The following is a 20,011-nucleotide window of genomic DNA, read 5'->3' as shown; positions in this document are numbered from 1 at the left end:
CACTAGCCACCTAAAGTAATCACTTAAAAGAATGACTTAAATGAATGCTTTAAACGACTGACTTAAAGGAATAGCTTCAGTTTTGGTCAATAAACTTTGCGGATCCCTACGACCGCCAGTTTATTGAGCTAACCAACCCTGATAACTAGAACCTTCTCTAGAACTGATACGCAGCGGAAAGCTTGTAGTTACGACCTGGTTCATAGTCATCCAAGGTAAAGCCTCTTGCTGTACCCGAACGAGACGCGTGTGAGGTGTATTGCCCATCAAACACGTTATCGATACCAAAGGTGACAGACAATCCATCCACATTTGATGGCACCCACTGAGCATACAGGTTATGAACGTCATAGCTTTCTTTCATCGGCTGACCATCGAATACATTGTCTTCGTCTTTAACAAACATTGAGTTCCATCCAAAGATCGTCTCAAGAGCTTCAGACTGATAATCGAGTGTTAGCGTGATGCTGTCACCCATATCAATGCTGCGACCATTACCACCCGCGACAGCGCCGCCTGTGTCTTTGTTTTTAGTATCTGAACGAGCATAAGAAAGCTTACTGTTAAACATCTCGTAACCGTAAGACAAGCTCGCCTCAAAGCCCTTTATCTCGACGTCACCTAAGTTGTAAATCAAGTAACTCTGGTTTGCGGGTTGATACTCTTCGGCAATGTAATCATCAATATTGGTTTGGAATACAGTTAGGTTTGCGCCAATAAAGTGGTTATCTAAACGTTTATCGAAGCGCACACCACCTTGCGTGTTCTGCCCGGTTTCAGCCTTAATGTCGTCAGCTAAGAACGCTGCGTCTTGGTAAGCAATAAAGGTCTCCATCAACTCGGGTCCTTTGAACAGTGAACGGGTGCTCGCGAACAGCGTCCAATCTTGGGTCACATCCCATTGCGTTGCCAACGACCATGTTACGTCGTCAAAGTCATCGTTTCCTGTTTCGGCTTTACGCTGGTAATCATCAAAACGAACACCTGCAGTGATCGAAAAGGCTTGAGTAAAGTAGAACTGGTCTTCAACAAAAAGTGCGGTAGAAATTGCTGACTCATCCATAAACTTACTGCTGCCGTAATAGCTGCTCGATGACTTGTCCATGTAGTCAAAGCCATAAGTCGCGATATTATTAAACGACATCAGGCGATAGTCCGATTGGAACTTAGCATTCAGGCCAAAGTTTTGGTTTTTCGCTGTATTGTTAGATAAGCGGTTCGATGGCCAACGCGGTGCCATAACACTTTCATCACGCTGAATCTCGGTCTCTGTGTTGTACAGAGTGACGTTACCTTGATGACTTTCGCCACGTAGCTCATAACTTGCCGTAATAGTGTCACGGTCATAATCAGTTGGAATCAGGATGTCGCTAGACAAGCCTTCGTTAGCACCACCTGACATATCTGGACGCGGGCTGTAATCACCACTATCACGGTAGAGATCATAAGAGAGTTCAAAGCGGTGTAAGTCACTCGGTTCATAACCAATCTTACCGAGAATGTTATACACGTCCCCTTCTGAGCCGAAGGTTTCATTGCCGTCGCCGTCCTTAAAATCATCACGGCTCATATAGTGACTGTAGAGCATGGCATCGACCTTATCCGACAACAAACCATACACAGTTAAAGAACCTTGCTGACTTGCATTCGTTGCGTAGCCGCCATAAACACGAGCGCCAAAACTCTCGTCATAACGAAGCAGATCTTTCGCATCTTTGGTTTCAAAAAGCACCGAACCGCCTAGTCCATTTTGCGTAACCGAGTTATTACCGACTTGGATATCGGCCGATTTCAAGATGTCAGGATTAAGAGTCAAGTTACCGATATGGTGGAACATATTGGCGTGCTGAGAAGCACCATCGAGCCGAATGTCTAAGTCGGTTTCACTTAAGCCACGGATGGTAATTCGTTGGTTCACCGAGTGCGTGCCCCCAACATCAACACCGGGAATCTCACGCAGTAGATCTGACATATGGTCAGCTTGCTTGAGTGACATGTCATCGGCAATGATCGACTCAGTGTTGCTTGATACTCTCGTTCCCCACACCACAACTTCATCAAAGTGCGATGTTTTTTCCTCTGCAATCACTGGGCAACTAAACGCGCTGGCAATTGCAATGCAGAGGGCTGAAAGCTTGATTGTTGAGTTGACTGGGCTTTCCATAAATTCAATCCTAGATGTAAATGATAATAATTCGCAAACATGATAGGATTGTAATTTATAAATGCACAGATGATTTGCTTATGCAGAAACGCATAGGTGTTATGAGGAACGGTCAAATGAGTGAAGTAACATCAAAGCAAACTAAACTTGCCGAAACGGCTACGACTGGAAGAGTCGAATTAAACAAGAAAGCTGTGTTAACGAACAAACCAGTGTTAACAAAGAAGCCCGTGTTAACTAAAAAAGTGGCTCTGACCAAGAAGCTAGAACAGACTGAAAAGCAGATCATCGTGACACAAGGTCAAACCAAACAGACCTCGCTTGCTGAGGGCAAATTCCTTTCTTACCAATACAATGACCAAATTTTTGTGCATGGCGGACGCTGTATAGAATTGGTCGACAGCAACATCGTTTCAACGGCTCACTCAGCGATCTTGATTACGATTCTTCTTGAAGGGAAACTCACCTTTGGCTATGACGATCTTGAGTTCGATCTCGATGCCAGCAATGGACCACAAGGCGTGGTGGTAAACTTAGCCAAACCAGCTAACTTTAGGCGCTCGTTAATCCAAGACAACAAGATGAACAAGATCAACATATTGGTTAAGCCTCAATGGGTAGAGCCACGTTTAAGTGAGCACTGCACAAGCAAGTCATTCCTCGATTCGCACAAGGCATTTTATGACTTACAAATCAACGCTGACATCATTCAACTCACCAACAGATTAACCAACCAAGCGACACCGACTAACTTTCAAGACAAGCTCGTCGTAGAGACGCTGACCCAGCAGTTACTTGCTCAAACCTTGTCTCAGATGCCAATTCAATGTTGCCAGCAATGTACTTATGAGGATTCCAATCTCAGTTCATCAAATACCAGTCCATCAATCGTCAGTTCAAATAGCACGTTGAAGAGTTTAGATTTAAACGAAAGCATTGATGAAGTAACCACCTCAAAAGGGTTCGACACCAAGATAGAAGACATCATCAGCTACATTGAAATCAATCTGGATCAGCCACTCAGTCTTGAAAGCATCGCGAGTAAATTCTCGATGAGTATCTCCAACTTACAACGTCGATTTAAGCAGTCTTACAACCTCACTATCAACGGCTATATCCGACACCGACGCTTAGATATCGCGCGCCAACACTTAGAACGAGGCTTAGTTTCAATAACCGAAGCAGCCTATGAAGCGGGTTATCAGCACCCTTCCAACTTCACCAGTGCTTTTAAGAAAGCCTTTGGTGTTCCGCCCCATGCACTTGTAAAAAGTTCAGTCGCAAGAAACCGCTAGTTACCGAACCCAGTAAGATTAATAACTCCGAGTTAAAATCGGGAGATGAATGTCGATAACTCTGATCCTAGCGATGCTACAAACAAGTTTTGGGGTAGTATCGTCGCAAGGTTTTACTTCGAAGATATTGCAGGCAAACTATTAGGAGCCAAGAGAAGGCTTAATGAAGAGTGCAGATTTGGATTGGTGACATTCGGGGCATTGTTGGCGATTAAGTCTTAAATAGAAGCTAAAACTAATCAACTCAATGACACATTGTGCCATTGAGTTGATTTATAATTTTCAATTAGCTGGTTCTAAAGTAGTTATTACTTTGAAAGCCACAAACGATTAGAGCTGCTGACTCTTAGGAGTTTCTATATTCCACTCTTCACCGATAGTCTCAGATACCGCAAGCAGGCCCTCAAGGTAAATGGAAACTTCTTCACTTGATTCAACTGTGAAATAAAAGTCCTTCTCAGTTTCCTGAGCAGCAAAGATTAGGTCATCAGTTAAAGTCAATGTGTTGGGTTTAACCATGTACTCACTCGACATTTCGATAGAGTGGTAACGTTTATATCCGTCTACAGCGATCCCTCTTGGAACATTGCAGCGTGCTTCTTTAACAACGTAACTACCTGGCTTGATATTATCAAACAATACGTACTCTAGATCTTCGTAGACTGTCATTCTCAACGTCTCCGGTTCTTGAGCGAGTTCATCACCAATCTTTTCGTACATTAGAATCGAAAAAGTATCACACGGATAAGCACTGCCAACCTTAATGATCTTCGTAGTAATACCAATAGCTCCATCTCCATGAGGAGCAGATAGAGTATTCGACGCATTATGAGGTAACGTCATACAACCAGTTAAGCTAGCTACCAAAGCCATTGGCAGAAAATATTTCATACAAAGCCTTTATTCTTATCAATATAATTATTCGGCGACCCTATCATTAAAAATCCAGACCGAAAACACGGATTGATAAAATATTGATATAGTTAGCATTATTTTATAATTCAGCTGACAGTTCTCATATTTACACGTCCTTTGTTGGCAAGATTAAGACAACTATCTGATGGAGATACAGACTAAAGGAATGAGTTCATCTCAATTATTACTAACTATTTACGCCACATATAGACAAACTGATCGTTTTGCGAGGTGATTTCGAAGCCAAACCTTAAATACAACTCCCCAACTCGATTACCTTGTAAATAACACAACTGCACAGGCTTATTGAGTTTGGCTGCTTGAGCTAAGCAATCCGTTAAAACCTGGCTGCCAATACCTTTGCCATGATATTCAGGCAGTAGGAAGAATCGGCAAAAATAGCAGTGCTCGCCTTTGTCTTGCAACAACACACTACCAATCGCTTTACCCTGATATTCAATGATTTCAGGCCGTTCTTCTGCCCACTCTTCGGCGTGTATATCTCGTTGAATCTGCTCATCCCAGCCAAAAACAGCCTTAATTGGCTCAAATTCAGCCGCCTTTTTTAGCTCGAACAGGAATTCATAATCTGATGACTGAGCGGGTCTTGTCGAATACTTCAAAATATCTCCAACAATAATCAATGAACTATAACTAATGAATCAGAATCACCAGCGGCTTCATTTCCAAAAAGCTCGCTCACGACAAGTAAGTGAGAATGAGAAAGGTGCCAGTGTTCATTTAGGGTTTAGTTGATAGCGTAGAACTTCGTGTTTATCTTGCTCTGAGTAAAAGGTATTTAAGAACTGCCCACCACACTTCTCAATCACTTTTTGCGAAGTAATATTGCCCCTCTCACACGTAATAATAGCGCTTTCAGACAATACGTGCCGTTGAACCCAAGACAACATATGACTTGCGATACCCCGCCCTCTCGCTTGTGGCAAAGTCTCGTAGCCGATATGTCCTATGACATCGTGAATGTACTCACTAGTCCCATGACGAACTCTTATGACACCAAGGATTTGACCAGAGTCGATACAAAAATATGTAGAAGCCGGCGTCCAACCTTCTGGCAGTTCATCACCTTTTGAATAAGCGACTCGCCTTTTTAAATACGCATCACTACTGTCAGAAATACCTGTGTAAATATCTAACCCATCCTCAGAGCAAGCATTCACATAGTGATGAAAGGCATTTGAGTGCGCCATATCTGCTTTGACTATATCCATATAACTTCTATTCCTACCTAATACTCGCCTGACTATTCACTAAGCTCAAAGCTAAGCTAAGTGCATGGTGTATTCTTGATGCCCTGTATGTTCATCAACTTGTTCACTCACAATAGAAAAGCCTTGGGACAAGTAGAACTGAATCGTCGCTTGGTTCTCTTTGTAAACACTCAAAGACAAAGTCGGGCATTCAAGCTTGGCATGTTGCATTAGCTGCTTGCCAATACCACTTCCTTGATATTCTGGGCTGACAAAGATGGCTGCCAATATCCCTTCATAAAGCGAATAAAACCCGCGAACACCTCCATCAACTTCGAACACATAGGTTTTTGAGGCAGGAAGGTAGATATCACGCATATTCCCCACTTGCGACTCCCAAAACTCAGGAGCCACAAAGTCATGGGCCTTTATCGAGGCGGTTAACCAAATATCTAAAACGGCTTCAATATCAGTTGGGATGTACTCTCTAATCATCTTAATTCTCAGGCAATTAATGTTGTTTAAACTGCGAACCAGTATGCCAAGAAGCGACGTAAATTCATTGAAGATTTACGACAATGTCCCAGTCAGAATTATTGAACGGCAATGATAGACCAATACTATTAGCCTCTATTGCTTCTTAACGTATTTAGCTGTCACAAGCATTTCACCGCCACCATCAAGCTTACAGTCTAGTTGGTGGTCTTTGCCTTCATTGATTCGTCTGATTACCGCTTTAGTGCCGATTTTCAATACAGAAGAACTGCCTTTAATTTTTAGATCTTTAATGAAGGTAACTTTATCGCCACTTTCCAATACAACGCCATTCACGTCCTTAACACGCGCGGCTTCTCTTTCTAAACGCTCTTCTTCTGGGTTCCATTCATAGGCACACTCAGGACAAATTAGGTTGTTTTGGTCTGGGTAGACATATTCAGATTGGCATTGCGGACAAGGAGGTAAAGACATACGTTAATACTTCATTTAAATAGAATTTGCATCCATTTTAATGACTCTTGTTAGGCTTAGCGAGCACAAATCTAACCATTTTTTAAGATGAATCTAACGATGAAATGTGCAGCTCCCAAAACAAACACAGCCGCTAAGCTGTGTTTGTTTAAAGATTTGAGAAGCAGAACGGCTTAACGTTCGACTTTTGGCGAGTAAATCGAGTAAGCGGTGATTTGCCCTGCAACGATTGCAGAGAACATAAACAACGCCGACAAACCAATACTCGGAATAGGCAAAATCGATTGTTCAAACACCGACTGGCTGGCACTCACTAATACTCGGCTACCCGGAACCAAAATGATGATCCCTTGCACGATGTAAATAGAGCCTGTGAGCTCCATCTTCTTGGCGATCCAAGTTCCGTACAGAGTAATAAGAACCGTGGTTACCCAAGTACCCACAACCCAACCACTATCAAAACCGAGGTAGAACGGCCCCCACATGCCAAGAACCGCAACTGGCAAGCCAAGCAAGATGTCTTTAGGGCGCGCATTGAACATCACACCGATAGATACTGAGATCAACACTAAGCCTGATATGTGCATCCACATCGGCACCGCATTGGTATAGTCGATAGAGACTGCTTGTCCCCATATCGCTTCACCAATATTGAGACCCATGATAATTCCAACAAACAGCTTGATCAGCGTTAAGGCACTCTGCCCTAGCAAACTGGTACCAGAGACGAGATCGTTAAACGCCAAACATTCTAATGCGTTAGCTATCGATAATCCGGGGACCAACAAGACGATTGAGGCAATACACAACGCCCACACTGGTATCGGCAAACCTGTACTTGCCAAAAACGCCACAAAGATACCCGTCAATAATGCTGAGATAAATTCAACCGCAATTGCGCGACGTGAATGCAGAACTTGCTGACATACCCAAACCATCAAGCCCAATAACGCAGAAAAGCCAACCGCTTCCAACGTACTGCCGACTAGCATCAAGTACGCAGGAGGAATGCCCATGTTGGCAAGTGCAGTCACAAATTTAGAGTAGCCGACAGGTTCTGGCACTGGCTCACTGCTCGGTTGGTTAATGCGAATGATGGTATTTGCCAACAAACTCAGATTAATTGAAGCAGGTTTTAAACGCTTGAGAATAACGGCGTTGTTATCGTCTGGAAATTGATAGTTAATCGCAGTTGGCGTTGCTTGGATCATCACATCCACACCATGCTTTTTTGCATAGAATTGTGTGTACTTTTCAAGCTTATAGGGAGCACAACCGCTGCGGTGAAGAGTGTCACCAATTTCAACAATTTTGTTAATTCTGAACTGAGAAGGCATGGGTATTTTAGGCGAGACAAAATGTGCGGCAAATGTACCAAACGACAGACGGAATGACGAGACTTTTGCGTGAATTATCAACTAAATTCGTTACTTTTTTCTGCGAACGCACAGAGGCGTGTATCACTCTACTCATTTGGGATTACTTTAATGAATAATACGAATCGTTTCTAAGTTAAAACCATGCATCCACATTGTTATAAACGCGCTTATAAATTTGGCTCAAATCTCGATTGTGTTAACACGCTCAACCATAGAGTTTGCCTACGTAGGTGAGGAAATAACATTCAATATCGGTTTATAAATTCACCCCAAAATCCCTCTCAAAAAATAATAAACTAACTGCGACGTTAAACCTTGAGCTTAACGAGAGTTTAGTCACATTTTATTCACTCTTGAAACGTCAGATATGATTGAAAAACTAGCATAGTGGTGGTTATGCGAGCACTTAGAATAAAAATGAAAGAAAAAGGTTTCGTTTTCAGTTAGATGTGGCATTATCAAACTCGTTAAGACGATGTGCGTACATCGTATAATGGCTATTACCTCAGCCTTCCAAGCTGATGATGCGGGTTCGATTCCCGCTGTACGCTCCAGCCTTCTTGATGCCTCAGTCTTACTCTTAAGACAGTGTGCGTGCATCGTATAATGGCTATTACCTCAGCCTTCCAAGCTGATGATGCGGGTTCGATTCCCGCTGCACGCTCCAACTTCTGTTTAGTTTCAAATTCTCTTTAGTTACAATATCCCTTTAGATTCACCATCTCCTCTTAACTTCAAAACCTAAAACAATTAGAACTGCGCACTTCATTGTGTGATTTTTTGTATTAAAAAGAGCAATACCAAATGATATTACTCTTTGAATATTCTTAATTTAATTGATTACCTCAATCAAGCTGCCCTTCATCTAAAGCAGAAGTAACCCATACTAGCGGTGCATTCCAGTTGATGGTTATCTCGTTCAACGTCCAAGCACCAATATTATCGCTGTAACACGTTTGTCCAACACACTTACCTTTCATCACAGCAGCAATAGGATCACTAAAACTTACCGAATTTGGGCCTCCAATTAACGCACCCGGCGCTGGTTTTGGTGAACTTTCATCAGCAGCATAAGCCCAGAATCGATGATGAGGATTCTCAGCAGGTTTCGTTCCATAACCAGTAACATAAGAGATATTCATAGGGTTACCTCCGAGGATATAATCCATCGCACTAGCCGCCGCTTTGATGTATCGAACATCATTAGAAAAATCGTGAGCGTAAATCAAAAAGATACTTCGGTTTACAAGATTGGAGTTTGAGCCCCACGAATACTCTTCGACTGTATAAGGGATGTTGTAGCCTTCATTGGCAACTTGCTTGGTATAAGATTCTGCCGTTTTAATGATGTTCTTACGTGCTTGTTCAATAACTTGGCTGTCCAATGAGTTAGGTACCACGGCTAAACTCACGGTGCCCGCAGGCGCTATATACTGCCAGTACATGTCACCATCGGCATTGATGTTCCCCTTCGGCACTTCAAGATAGTGTGGAGAATCAATCAATACTTTTTTGTAAATCTCATCATTGGTTGTGATAAAGAGCTCGGCCGCAGCCCAGTATCGCTCATCACTCAATTCGATATCATCATACGGCCCAGAACCTGTGAAGTTGTCGTAAGCATAGATATCTTGATGTTGATTTGCGGCGTTCCACGCTTTGGTCGCTGAATCCAAACATAACTGTGAGAAATCACTGTCGATATCTTTCCAAATACGTGCACACTGAGCGCCAATTGCGGCCAAATTCAATGAAGCCGCTGTCGTAGGGTAACCAACATAACGTTTCTGAGTATCTTTGTGTGGCGGTAATGGCATGCCAGTCCAAGACTCATCTGCGAGCTTGTGGAATGCCAGCCCTCTCGCGTTAATCTCGGTAAGTTTTAGCTGTTTACTGGCAGACTGATTACCAACAGGGACAGAGATAGGCGTGTCAGAGTCAACTTGCATGGCTAACATGAACTCTATGTTCCAGCGTGCTTCAGACAACAACGGGTTAACGCCATTGGTTGCTTCAGGGATTTTTACTTTATCCTCTGAAAAAGGAAGTGATTTGTTCTCTAAGAACTTACCTCGCTCGTATAAGTTCAGAAGTGTCCATGTTGAGATGCCACTATTCACCGTGTATTTACCATGATCGCCTGCATCATACCAACCACCAGTCGCATCAATAGTCAGGTCGCAGCCAGGCCATTTATTTCCCCAACTATCGACTTTATCAAAACATGTTGCAGTATCAGACATATGGCCACCGGGCCTCGCAAGATCCTCACGTTGAACGAACTCTGGCTTTATTTCAATGCCGCTGCGATTTTGATAGAAGTAAGACAACGCATCGAGCTTCAACTTGCTATAAACATCATTTCGAATATCGAATGGATAGCTGACATCGTCATCGACCTTGACCGTTAAACCTCTCATCGAGTCTGTATATTTTGAAAGGTTAACTCGGTGAATGTGCTCACCCGACGCTTTATTCAAACCGAATACTTCTGTTTTGCCGAGGTCGAGGCTGATCCCTGATTGAGAGACTAATGTCCATTTCAAAGGTGTCGTCGAGGTATTTTCAACAAAGATATATTTATCTGATTTCGGTAAGAAGCCAACTTGGTTAGCTCGAATAGGCATCTTAGTCGCTATTTTTACAAATGGCTTACCTACAACAGAAACGTTATCAACACAGATGACACCAGTTTTCTGTGCGCCTAATTGAAACTGGAATTCTGTATCGGCGTCACTATCAAGTTCGTGTACAAAATCAAACGTATAGCTTTGCTTGTCTGTTGGTATACCCACGTCACTTAGAAAATAATGCGTATAAGGAGGCCCTTCATGTTGGATCAAGGCTTTCATCTCAGTATCAATATTCGCATATGCATCGAACGATACTTGGTACCTTTGACCTTGCTCTAAACCAATGCCACTGTGGCCAAAAATGACATCCCAAGAATTCTTTCCTGGGTTTTTTATATCAATACACGCTTCATTACTTTCTGTTGCTATGTTGGCGCCAGCATTCCACCAACCATCCATATTGCCTTTAAAGTGACTATTTCTAATCTGCTCTTCTGCGTAAATTGCTCCAGAAGATAAAACCATGACAATCGCGAGAGATAACGTTCCTTTTTTCATCATTATTCCTTAAAGATGTTTCATATCTCCAAGGAAACTAGCGAAATAGATTCAATAATAGAGAGTTAACATTCGCAAAAAATAGACTCGTAAAAATAAATATTATGATTTCTTGTGATGTTTAACACTAAGGAACAAGCTCATGAATCAATTGCATGGATAGACAAAACGATATTGTGCTAGTGCCTCTCAATTAAACTCAGATTTCATAAAAGTGCGGGTTTAATAATCTTGGTCAATATCCGAAAAATCAGTTGTGGTAATGTGCGCGCATTAGCAACAACCCATAAATAATAAAAAATGTTTAAAAGCAATGAGTTAACAATTAATATCGATGCAATTAATGTCGCACTGTCAAAAGTCGAAAATGCGAACAAAATTCAGCTAGATACATTGAAAGGTTATGTGAACAGCGAGCCTGAACAGGCTGTACTGGCTTTTCGATCGCTGAATGAAGCAGAGTCAATCGATGACAAGTTTAAAAAGATCATGGCAGAGCTACCGCACCTGAGCGGCGAAGCACACCACCTGCTTGAAACTTCTATCTTGCTACAGTGATTCTAACTACAGATAAGCCTCAGCCAATACAAGTTAGTTCATGTATTCCTGGACAGGTTGAGACTTATCTTTAACTGGTCACAGCGTTTAACCAATGACTTACCCGTTACACAAAGCTGTACTGATAGGTTGAAATGAATTGGTGATGTAAGACCCTCGCATTACTCCCAGAAGTTCCACCATTTTTTGCTGTTTTCCTCACGCTGCTGTTGGCCTTTTTCTGAACCTTTCCCCTCTTCTTTACGCTCTTGTTCCGCTTTTTTGTCTTTCTGCTTTTCTAATCCCGACTTTTCTTCGTCCTTATCCATATCATCTTTAAGCTTCTCTTTCTTATCTTTGAGCTTCTCTTTACTCTCTTCGAGGGCTTCTTTCTCGTCTTCTAAATCATCAAGCTCTTTATCTAACTTCTGCTTATCTTTTTTGTTCTTACTTTTTTTCACTTTTTTCTTTCTCTCTTCGATCATCGAATCAAGCTGCTTCTCACGATCATCCATTTCGCCTTCAACTTTTTTTGCCTCAGCGAATGTTTTTACTTCTTCTAAATCGGGTTTACCTTTACCAGCCCACTCAGGTTTAGCAGCAATGCTGTGGGTCGACCACGTTATCAAAGCACCCGTTACTGCAAGTACTAGAACTGTCTTATTCATCCTTAAACTCCTATTCCTATAGTCTTTTAAAGCTAATACCTAAATAGCACTAAAACAAGGTAGCCATACCTAGCACTCATCCCTTTGAACTAGATATGGCTTGTGTATCACCTTATAGCGTTAATGCTTTGACCATACCCGCTTCAGCGTGACCAGGAATATTGCACGCGAACTCTACGTTATTATCACCATGAAAATGCCACAGTAATTGCTTCGCTTTACCCGGCTCAACTGTAACTGTTCTACCCGAATCATGGGCGTGATTCCCCATGTTTTTCATCATTTCACGATGCTCCAATTGCTCTGAAGCAGAGCCAATCGAGAATTCGTGATCAATCTTGCCGGTATTCATCACAACAAACTGCACTACGTCGTTCGGCTCTATATCGACCTTGTTTTTAAATGTGATTTTCATATCATCACTTAGCAGCACATGAACCACTTTATCGGGCTTCGCGCCTTTAGCTGGCATCCCAACTTCTGACATACCTTCCATGTCCATCATTCCATCCATATTCATCATCTTTGAATGGTCCATCTTTCCACTCGTCATCATACTGTGATCCATTTTTGAATGATCCATTTCTCCGCTCTTCATCATCGAATGATCCATACCTGATTGATCCATATTTGATTGGTCACCAGCTGAATGGTCCATTGCAGCAAACGCGGTTGCTGTAGTCAGTGTTAGAGCTATAGCAATTAGTGTCTTTTTCATGATCGTTCCTTAGATTAATTCAGTTATTTATTTGTTAGTTTCACATGTTCATGTGGTGAACCCTTACCTACTCTTGTTTTGGCAAGTAAGGGCTAATAATCAAGACTTTATTTGTTTGTCTCGCTTTGGCTGTGCGTAATCTCACGCTGTTTCCAGAGCTTAAAGATTGCAGGCAACACCAGTAGGGTAAGCAACAGCGCAGAAGCCATTCCGCCTATCATCGGCGCGGCAATTCGTTGCATCACTTCCGAACCAGTACCCTCGCCATACATAATTGGAATGAGACCAATGATCACCGTAAGAACCGTCATCATCACAGGGCGCACACGCAGTCCTGCGCCTTCTCTAATGGCATCGGTTAGATCAGCTTGTTGAAGCGTTTGTTGGTTTTGTTCTGCATCGAGCTTTTTGTAGTGCCACGCTTGGTTGAGATAAACCAACATGATCACGCCTATCTCGACCGCAACGCCTGCAAGTGCAATAAAGCCAACACCCACCGCAATCGAGAAGTTGTAATTTAGGAAATGCATCAACCACAGTCCGCCCACCATAGCCAAAGGAAGTGTTGCCATGATCATCATCACTTCACCGACGCGGCGGAAGCTTAGGTAGAGCAACAACATGATGATGGCGATGGTGATCGGCACAACGACACTCAAACGCTCCTTCGCACGCTCCATGTATTCGTATTGACCAGACCAAGCGAGCGAGTAACCCGCCGGTAATACAACTTGTTCGGCAACGACTTTTTGCGCTTCAGCCACGTAAGAACCTAAATCACGACCATCAATGTCCACGAACACCCAACCGTTAGGGCGTGCGTTCTCCGTTTTGATCATCGGTGGGCCATCTTCATAACGAATATCCGCGACATCAGACAGTGCAATACGAGCTCCGTTTGGTGTCACCAATGGCAAGTTCTGCAACTTAACGACAGAATCACGATAGCTTTGTGGGTAACGTACATTGATTGGATAACGTTCTAGCCCCTCAACGGTTTCGCCCACATTCATGCCACCAACCGCAGTCGAGATAACCTGTTGCACTTCTTTAATGCTCAAGCCATATCGCGCAGCCGAGCGACGTTTGATATCTATCGTCACATAACGACCACCAGCCACACGTTCGGCATACACAGAAGCCGTACCACTGACACCATTCAAGATAGGTTCAAGTTGCGAACCAATATCTTCAATCACGCTCAGATCCGGGCCTGCGATTTTGATACCAATGGGGGTTTTAATACCAGTCGCTAACATGTCGATACGGGTTTTGATTGGCATAACCCAAGCATTGGTTAAACCGGGGAACTGAATCAGATCATCAAACTCTTTACGCAGCGACTCCGTAGTGACACCGTCACGCCACTCATCTCGCGGTTTAAGCTGAATCACGGTTTCAATCATGGTTAACGGTGCAGGATCGGTTGCCGTCTCTGCTCGACCAATTTTGCCCCATGTGGTTTCGACTTCTGGAATGGTTTTGATGAGCTTGTTGGTTTGTTGCAACAACTCACGAGCCTTACCTATTGAGATACCCGGATACGTGGTTGGCATGTACATCAAATCCCCTTCGTCCAAAGGAGGAATGAACTCACTACCAAGCTTGCTGGTTGGGTAATAGGCAGACGCCATTAAGCCAAGTGCGATAACAATCATCACCTTTGGATATTTTAGGCTGAGGTTTAGAAGCGGCTTGTACATCGCCACTAGGCTGCGGTTCACCGGGTTTTTGTGTTCAGGTAGCACGTTGCCGCGAATGAAGTAACCCATTAGCACAGGCACAAGCGTGATAGCCAAACCAGCTGCGGCGGCCATCGCATACGTCTTGGTAAACGCAAGTGGCGAGAACATCTTGCCTTCTTGTCCTTCTAACGCGAACACAGGCACAAAACTCAAGGTAATGATGATGAGCGAGAAGAACAGTGGCGCACCAACTTCTTCTGCCGCTTTGCCAATTACCTGCCAACGGTTTTTGTCAGTGAGCGGAGTCCGTTCAATGTGTTTATGAACGTTCTCGATCATTACTATGGCACCATCTACCATGGCGCCAATCGCAATCGCAATCCCTCCAAGAGACATGATATTGGCGTTAATACCCTGCCAATGCATCACAATGAATGCACCCAAGATACCGACAGGCAGACTTAGAGCGATAACCAACGACGAACGGATATGGAACAGAAACAGCGCACACACGATCGCAACCACGATGAACTCTTCAGCCAGCTTCTTCCATAGGTTTTCAACGGCTGAATCAATCAAAGTTGAACGGTCATAAGTCGCGACAATCTCGACACCATCAGGTAAGCCCGCTTGCAGTTCAGCGAGTTTGGATTTAACCGAGTCGATCACTTCACTGGCATTTTCACCAAAGCGCATCACGATAACGCCGCCAACCGCTTCGCCCTCACCATTGAGTTCAGAGATACCACGACGCATTTGCGGGCCAAGGTTGATGTCAGCAATGTCACCTAATAGCAGCGGAGTACCTTTGTCGGTCACTTTTAACGGCAGAGATTGAATGTCTTCGATGCTTGTCAGGTAACCGGTCGTACGAACCATGTGTTCGGCTTCGGCAATCTCAACAACAGACGCTCCTGTTTCTTGATTACCATCTTGGATTGCCTTGTTGACTTGCTGAAGCGTCAGGTCATATGCACGTAACTTGGCAGGATCAATCTGTACTTGGTACTGCTTCACCATGCCGCCAACGGTCGCCACTTCAGACACGCCTTCTACGGTTTGCAATTCATACTTCAAGAACCAATCTTGCAAGCTGCGAAGTTCCGCTAAGTCATGCTGACCGGTTTTATCTTGCAACACGTAGCTGTAAACCCAGCCCACACCGGTTGCATCTGGCCCTAGTGTTGGCTTGGCACTCGATGGCAAGTTAGGTGCAACTTGGCTTAAGTACTCCAACACTCGTGAACGCGCCCAGTACATATCGGTATCGTCATTGAAGATGATATAGACATAAGAATCACCAAAGAACGAGTAACCACGAACCGTTTCAGCTCCTGGTACAGCTAACATGGCGGTGGTCAATGGATAAGTCACCTGATCCTCGACCACCTGCGGGGCTTGCCCCGGATAACTGGTTTTGATGATCACCTGAACGTCTGACAAATCAGGAATGGCATCGACCGGTGTATTTTTAACGCTGTATAAGCCGCCAAATACGATGGCTACAGTGGCAACCAGCACTAAGAATCGGTTACTGATAGACCAGCGAATGATTGCATTGATCATAGTTCGCCCTCACCCGTGCTATTCGTCGGTTCGAGAGATTTGAGCACATAATCAGAACCTTGCTTCGCCACTAGAAACCGAATGGTTTGACCCTCGGTAAACTCAGATAAATCAAGGTCATCACTGGCTTGGAAATTCATTTCACCCGCTTTCCAATTCCACTCAGGGACTGGCTGATGTTTTACGGTGATCATGCCAAAATCTGCCATCAACATAGTGATGTCAGCTGTTACCCAAACTTCGCCAGCGATCTTGTGTTTGTTGACCTTGTAATCAACAACCTCGTACTGCCCTGACTCTGTCTTTCTCATCTCAAAATCAATCGCCTTACCACGTTGCACGTCACTCATATCCAAGCCTTCCGCAAAGGTGAAATTCATCACCATGCCCGGCCAATCCCATTCAGGAACAGGCTGATGGTTAATCGTCACCATGCGACTGCCTTTCATAACATCGGAAATTTCACCGTTTGCCCATACGGTTTCAGCTTCTTCCTCAACACCATTGATACGTGACAGATCAGCCGATTGGTTCGATTCAGAGTCCAACATAAAGTGCGCAGAAGTCACGATATGTTCACCTTGTTCAAGCCCTTGCAACACCTCGATTTTCTCGTCAGCTTCACGCCCGACTTCAATGCGTGCTGAACGGTATTTGCCCTCACCTTCGGACAACACTACTCGTGTCATACCACCAGAATGAATCACCGACGATCTTGGGATAGTAAGAACAGATTCATCACTGATTGGCTTCAACGCAATATTGGCGAACATGTTCGGTTTTAGCTCGCCATTAGGATTCGAGAACTTCAAACGAACGCGTAAAGTTCGAGTTTTCGGGTCAAGAATTGGATACACATAATCAACGTTGCCCTGCCACTCTTTGCCCGGAATCGCATCAAGTGTCATCTCTGCATTACTGCCCGATGAGATCCAGTGAGCTTGGCGTTCAAAGACTTCAGCATCAACCCACACTTCATTTAGAGGCCCTGCACTGATTACCGCTTGAGCAGGCGAAAGATAGCCACCTTCACGAATATTGAGGCTAGCGATAACGCCATCTGCAGGCGCTTTGATTTCTATGGTTTGTGAGGCTTTACCTCGGCGAGTGATCGAACGAATCTGAGCTTTATCGACACCCAAGGTGATCAAGCGTTCAGTGGAGCCCTTGACCAACCCTTTGCGACCCGTTTTGTATGCACTAAGTAACTCTTCTTGTGCCTTAACCAGCTCTGGAGAGTAAAGAGTGAACAACACATCGCCCTTATTCACCTTCTCACCGACAGCATTGATATAAAGCTTCTCAACCCAGCCAGCTGCTCTTACGTTGGTTTGCCACAATGTACTTTCATCAAACGCCACATAACCCACGGTTTCAATCCGAGGAGACAACGCTTCAAAGTTAACTGTTGCTGTTTTGACACCAAGATTATTTTCTACCGACGGGTCGATAAACACAGTTCCCGCCTTGTCTGCTCCCGCACTTGAGTCATCCGCATAAACAGGAATTAAATCCATCCCCATAGGCGACTGACCCGGCTTATCACGCTGATAATTGGGGTCCATCGGAGCCACCCAGTACAGAGGCTCATCCTTGGTTTGTTTACTTACTTCGGCGTCTGTACTCGTTGCCATTTCTGACATGTTATGTGCTGACCCAACGACAAAGTGATTCACTCCAAAACCCAATGCACCACCGACCAATAAAGCGATTGTTGCTACTTTTACTGTATTCATTGTCTATTCCTTTACTGATTGGCTGTTGTTTTGAGTTACGGTGGGATTGAGTTGCGGTTGCTTAACTTGGTAGTCAAAACCACTGACCAGTGAGGCCAGTTTACTATTTACGATGTTGAGATCAGTGATTAGGCGTTGCTGTTCAAGCTGGAGTGCCAGCTCATCGGTCGTTGCTAAAATGACATCGTTAAACTGAGCGGTATTGTTTTGATAACCCCTTTCAACCGCGCTGATTCGGGCTGCGGTTTGAGGAAGCAAGGACGTTTGATAGCGATCTAATCGCTGGATCAGATTTGATCTGTCCACCAGCAATGCGTTCACTTGCGCGTTCATTTGGGAAAGTAAGGTGTCTTTTTGGGATTTAGCTGCACCGACTTGGTACTGAGCCGCCGACAAGTTCTTATCCTGTCGGTTACCCGTAAACAAAGGGATATCGACAGTAAGATAAGCACTGACAAGATCAGAGGCAGGTTCGCCAGCCATGTTGTTCGCTTGTCGATGGGCATACATCACTTCCACGCCAAACTGAGGCGTATACGCTTGCTCAGCTAGCTCTACTTGAGTTTGATTAGATGAGATAGTCGCATCTGTGATCTTAACGAGCGGATGATCCGTCAACAGTTGATAGTGCTTGGTTGAATCACGGTTAGTCGCCAGCTTGCTCTCTAATAACGACCAATCAATGTAATTGGTCGCATGAAGCCTCCCCTGAGGATCAAGAGCCTGAGAGTCAATCGCTTGGTTCCCTAACCAATCAGAACCGAGCCACTCAGACAGTTGAGAGATCAGACGGCGTTGAACTTGCTGATTGGCTTGCAACTTTTCATCAAGCTTGCTGACTTGAAGCTGAGCATTAAGCAGATCTTGCGCTTCGCTTTTACCAATCGAGTAGTTGGTTTGCACATAGTTTTCTAGCTCAACCAAAAGGCGTCGGTTTTCACGCATAACACCTTCTGCGACTTTCTGGTAACCCAATTCAAGCCAAAGCTGCGTCATGCTATTCGCAACCGTCAATTCTCTTGCTTGCACCTGCAAAGCTAAAGCATCAGCCTGTTGGCCTGCCTTTTTCTGTTGGAGGTTAAGCGTATCGCCACGCTCAAACTGCTGCATCACCCCTACCGATATATTAGTCATCGGGTCTTCGTCGAATTGAAAGCTATCGACAGGCAAACCGCCAAATCCAACTTTTAATTTCGGGTCCATTAAGGTCGCGTTGGCAATGCCCGTTTCTCGCATCGCTTGTGACTGAGCAAAGTACTGCTTGCGATTTCCATCTTCGCTTAAAGCAATCTCAATCAGTGTATTGAGTTGCTGCGTCGAGCTTGCTTGGTCATGTGCTGAAATGTGTTGAGCATTTGAAGCTGACGCAGTGGTAGCCGCGAGCGTAGCACTTGAAAACAAGGCCATAGGCAAGGCAGCAGCAACCACTAAGCTCGTGTTCATAACAAACACAGAGGTTGTTGGTTTCATATTCACAATGAATGTCCATATCTAGCGTTAAATAACGCATATAAAAGATTGGCGTATCAGATTTATTCCCCTGATATCGCTATGTTTTTAGATATAGATTTATGCGGTGGGTGGGCGTAGTAAAGATTGAGCGCGTGCGACTTTCTGGCCAATAGTGACCGATTGAAAACGAGCTAATGAAAAGGAAAGTTGATCAACGGCTTGAACAGCCTGAATTGGATAGGGACTTGCAGAACACATTGAGGCACAGCAATCGGCACTCGAACAATGGTTACCCATCATCGAACTGCCGTCTTCGCTCATTGAAGACATATCGCATTGAGCCATCAAAGCATGGGCACTCATGTTAGAGTCTTCAGCGTGTACTTTTTCACTCATCACATGACACCCTGCCATTGAATCATTAACCGAAGTACCGCTGTGGTAGCAAGCCGATTTGCTCGACCCCATTTCCATCATCATTACTTCAGTCATCAAGGCTGAGGAGCTTGAGGCATAGCTAGACATCAACATCGCAATGATGCTGAAAACAATAATCCAAGTTTTTCGGAATGTGTTTGTCATAGT

16 protein-coding genes and 2 tRNA genes are annotated in these 20,011 nt (G+C 44.1%); 4 read left to right on the top strand and 14 right to left on the bottom strand.

Going from position 1 to position 20,011, the window contains the following annotated elements; translation table 11 throughout:
• Positions 1 to 157 precede the first annotated feature (157 nt).
• Positions 158 to 2,164, bottom strand: a complete 2,007-nt coding sequence (locus AC3CH4_RS21450; protein ID WP_488543776.1) for a TonB-dependent siderophore receptor — start codon at positions 2,162 to 2,164, stop codon at positions 158 to 160.
• Positions 2,165 to 2,184: 20 nt separating this feature from the next.
• On the opposite strand from AC3CH4_RS21450, the gene AC3CH4_RS21445 reads away from it, so the two are divergent.
• Complete coding sequence (locus AC3CH4_RS21445) at positions 2,185 to 3,459, top strand: helix-turn-helix transcriptional regulator (RefSeq protein WP_488543775.1); 1,275 nt, start codon at positions 2,185 to 2,187, stop codon at positions 3,457 to 3,459.
• A gap of 330 nt (positions 3,460 to 3,789) precedes the next feature.
• Here AC3CH4_RS21445 and AC3CH4_RS21440 read toward each other — a convergent pair whose 3' ends face one another.
• From AC3CH4_RS21440 to AC3CH4_RS21415, 6 genes are all read right to left on the bottom strand, one after another.
• Positions 3,790 to 4,350, bottom strand: coding sequence for a hypothetical protein (locus AC3CH4_RS21440; protein ID WP_171308958.1), 561 nt, complete (start codon positions 4,348 to 4,350; stop codon positions 3,790 to 3,792).
• A gap of 215 nt (positions 4,351 to 4,565) precedes the next feature.
• Positions 4,566 to 4,997, bottom strand: coding sequence for a GNAT family N-acetyltransferase (locus AC3CH4_RS21435; RefSeq protein ID WP_372243706.1), 432 nt, complete (start codon positions 4,995 to 4,997; stop codon positions 4,566 to 4,568).
• Positions 4,998 to 5,111: 114 nt separating this feature from the next.
• The gene (locus AC3CH4_RS21430) at positions 5,112 to 5,606 is read right to left on the bottom strand and encodes a GNAT family N-acetyltransferase (RefSeq protein WP_488543774.1); all 495 of its coding nucleotides are present in this window, start codon (positions 5,604 to 5,606) and stop codon (positions 5,112 to 5,114) included.
• A gap of 51 nt (positions 5,607 to 5,657) precedes the next feature.
• Complete coding sequence (locus AC3CH4_RS21425; RefSeq protein WP_488543773.1) at positions 5,658 to 6,080, bottom strand: N-acetyltransferase; 423 nt, start codon at positions 6,078 to 6,080, stop codon at positions 5,658 to 5,660.
• A gap of 135 nt (positions 6,081 to 6,215) precedes the next feature.
• Positions 6,216 to 6,554, bottom strand: a complete 339-nt coding sequence (locus tag AC3CH4_RS21420; protein WP_004731484.1) for a zinc ribbon domain-containing protein YjdM — start codon at positions 6,552 to 6,554, stop codon at positions 6,216 to 6,218.
• A 173-nt stretch (positions 6,555 to 6,727) separates the two neighbouring features.
• Positions 6,728 to 7,891 (bottom strand): threonine/serine exporter family protein, encoded by a 1,164-nt coding sequence (locus AC3CH4_RS21415; protein WP_488544344.1) that lies wholly within the window; start codon positions 7,889 to 7,891, stop codon positions 6,728 to 6,730.
• 521 nt (positions 7,892 to 8,412) lie between these two features.
• Here AC3CH4_RS21415 and AC3CH4_RS21410 point away from each other — a divergent pair.
• Both AC3CH4_RS21410 and AC3CH4_RS21405 read left to right on the top strand, forming a co-directional pair.
• A tRNA-Gly gene (locus AC3CH4_RS21410) sits at positions 8,413 to 8,487 on the top strand.
• Positions 8,488 to 8,525: 38 nt separating this feature from the next.
• Positions 8,526 to 8,600 (top strand) — tRNA-Gly (locus AC3CH4_RS21405).
• A gap of 178 nt (positions 8,601 to 8,778) precedes the next feature.
• Here AC3CH4_RS21405 and AC3CH4_RS21400 read toward each other — a convergent pair.
• Positions 8,779 to 11,064: a glycoside hydrolase family 9 protein gene (locus tag AC3CH4_RS21400; RefSeq protein WP_488543772.1), complete on the bottom strand. Its 2,286-nt coding sequence runs from the start codon at positions 11,062 to 11,064 to the stop codon at positions 8,779 to 8,781.
• A gap of 300 nt (positions 11,065 to 11,364) precedes the next feature.
• Between AC3CH4_RS21400 and AC3CH4_RS21395 the strand changes: the two genes are divergently transcribed.
• Positions 11,365 to 11,622: a hypothetical protein gene (locus AC3CH4_RS21395; RefSeq protein ID WP_017078262.1), complete on the top strand. Its 258-nt coding sequence runs from the start codon at positions 11,365 to 11,367 to the stop codon at positions 11,620 to 11,622.
• Positions 11,623 to 11,783: 161 nt separating this feature from the next.
• Here AC3CH4_RS21395 and AC3CH4_RS21390 read toward each other — a convergent pair whose 3' ends face one another.
• The 6 genes from AC3CH4_RS21390 to AC3CH4_RS21365 all read right to left on the bottom strand — a co-directional run bounded on the left by AC3CH4_RS21390 (position 11,784) and on the right by AC3CH4_RS21365 (position 20,008).
• Positions 11,784 to 12,269 (bottom strand): hypothetical protein, encoded by a 486-nt coding sequence (locus tag AC3CH4_RS21390; RefSeq protein WP_488543771.1) that lies wholly within the window; start codon positions 12,267 to 12,269, stop codon positions 11,784 to 11,786.
• A gap of 112 nt (positions 12,270 to 12,381) precedes the next feature.
• Positions 12,382 to 12,987 carry a copper-resistant cuproprotein CopI gene (gene copI, locus AC3CH4_RS21385; protein WP_488543770.1) on the bottom strand — a complete coding sequence of 202 codons (606 nt, stop codon included), beginning with the start codon at positions 12,985 to 12,987 and terminating at the stop codon, positions 12,382 to 12,384.
• A 107-nt stretch (positions 12,988 to 13,094) separates the two neighbouring features.
• Entirely contained in the window at positions 13,095 to 16,238 is a 3,144-nt protein-coding gene (locus AC3CH4_RS21380) for an efflux RND transporter permease subunit (protein WP_372243711.1), read from the bottom strand.
• Complete coding sequence (locus AC3CH4_RS21375; protein WP_488543769.1) at positions 16,235 to 17,974, bottom strand: efflux RND transporter periplasmic adaptor subunit; 1,740 nt, start codon at positions 17,972 to 17,974, stop codon at positions 16,235 to 16,237. The genes AC3CH4_RS21380 and AC3CH4_RS21375 overlap by 4 nt, the downstream gene beginning before the upstream one ends.
• A 3-nt stretch (positions 17,975 to 17,977) precedes the next feature.
• On the bottom strand, positions 17,978 to 19,444 hold the full coding sequence (locus AC3CH4_RS21370) for a TolC family protein (RefSeq protein ID WP_488544343.1): 1,467 nt from the start codon (positions 19,442 to 19,444) through the stop codon (positions 17,978 to 17,980).
• Positions 19,445 to 19,543: 99 nt separating this feature from the next.
• Positions 19,544 to 20,008: a hypothetical protein gene (locus AC3CH4_RS21365; protein WP_054545614.1), complete on the bottom strand. Its 465-nt coding sequence runs from the start codon at positions 20,006 to 20,008 to the stop codon at positions 19,544 to 19,546.
• Positions 20,009 to 20,011: the final 3 nt, after the last annotated feature.

Source organism: Vibrio sp. QJM3NY_26, from assembly GCF_057786005.1.
The sequence above is the reverse complement of the archived record's forward strand: the minus strand, read 5'-3'. Positions and strand labels throughout refer to the sequence as shown.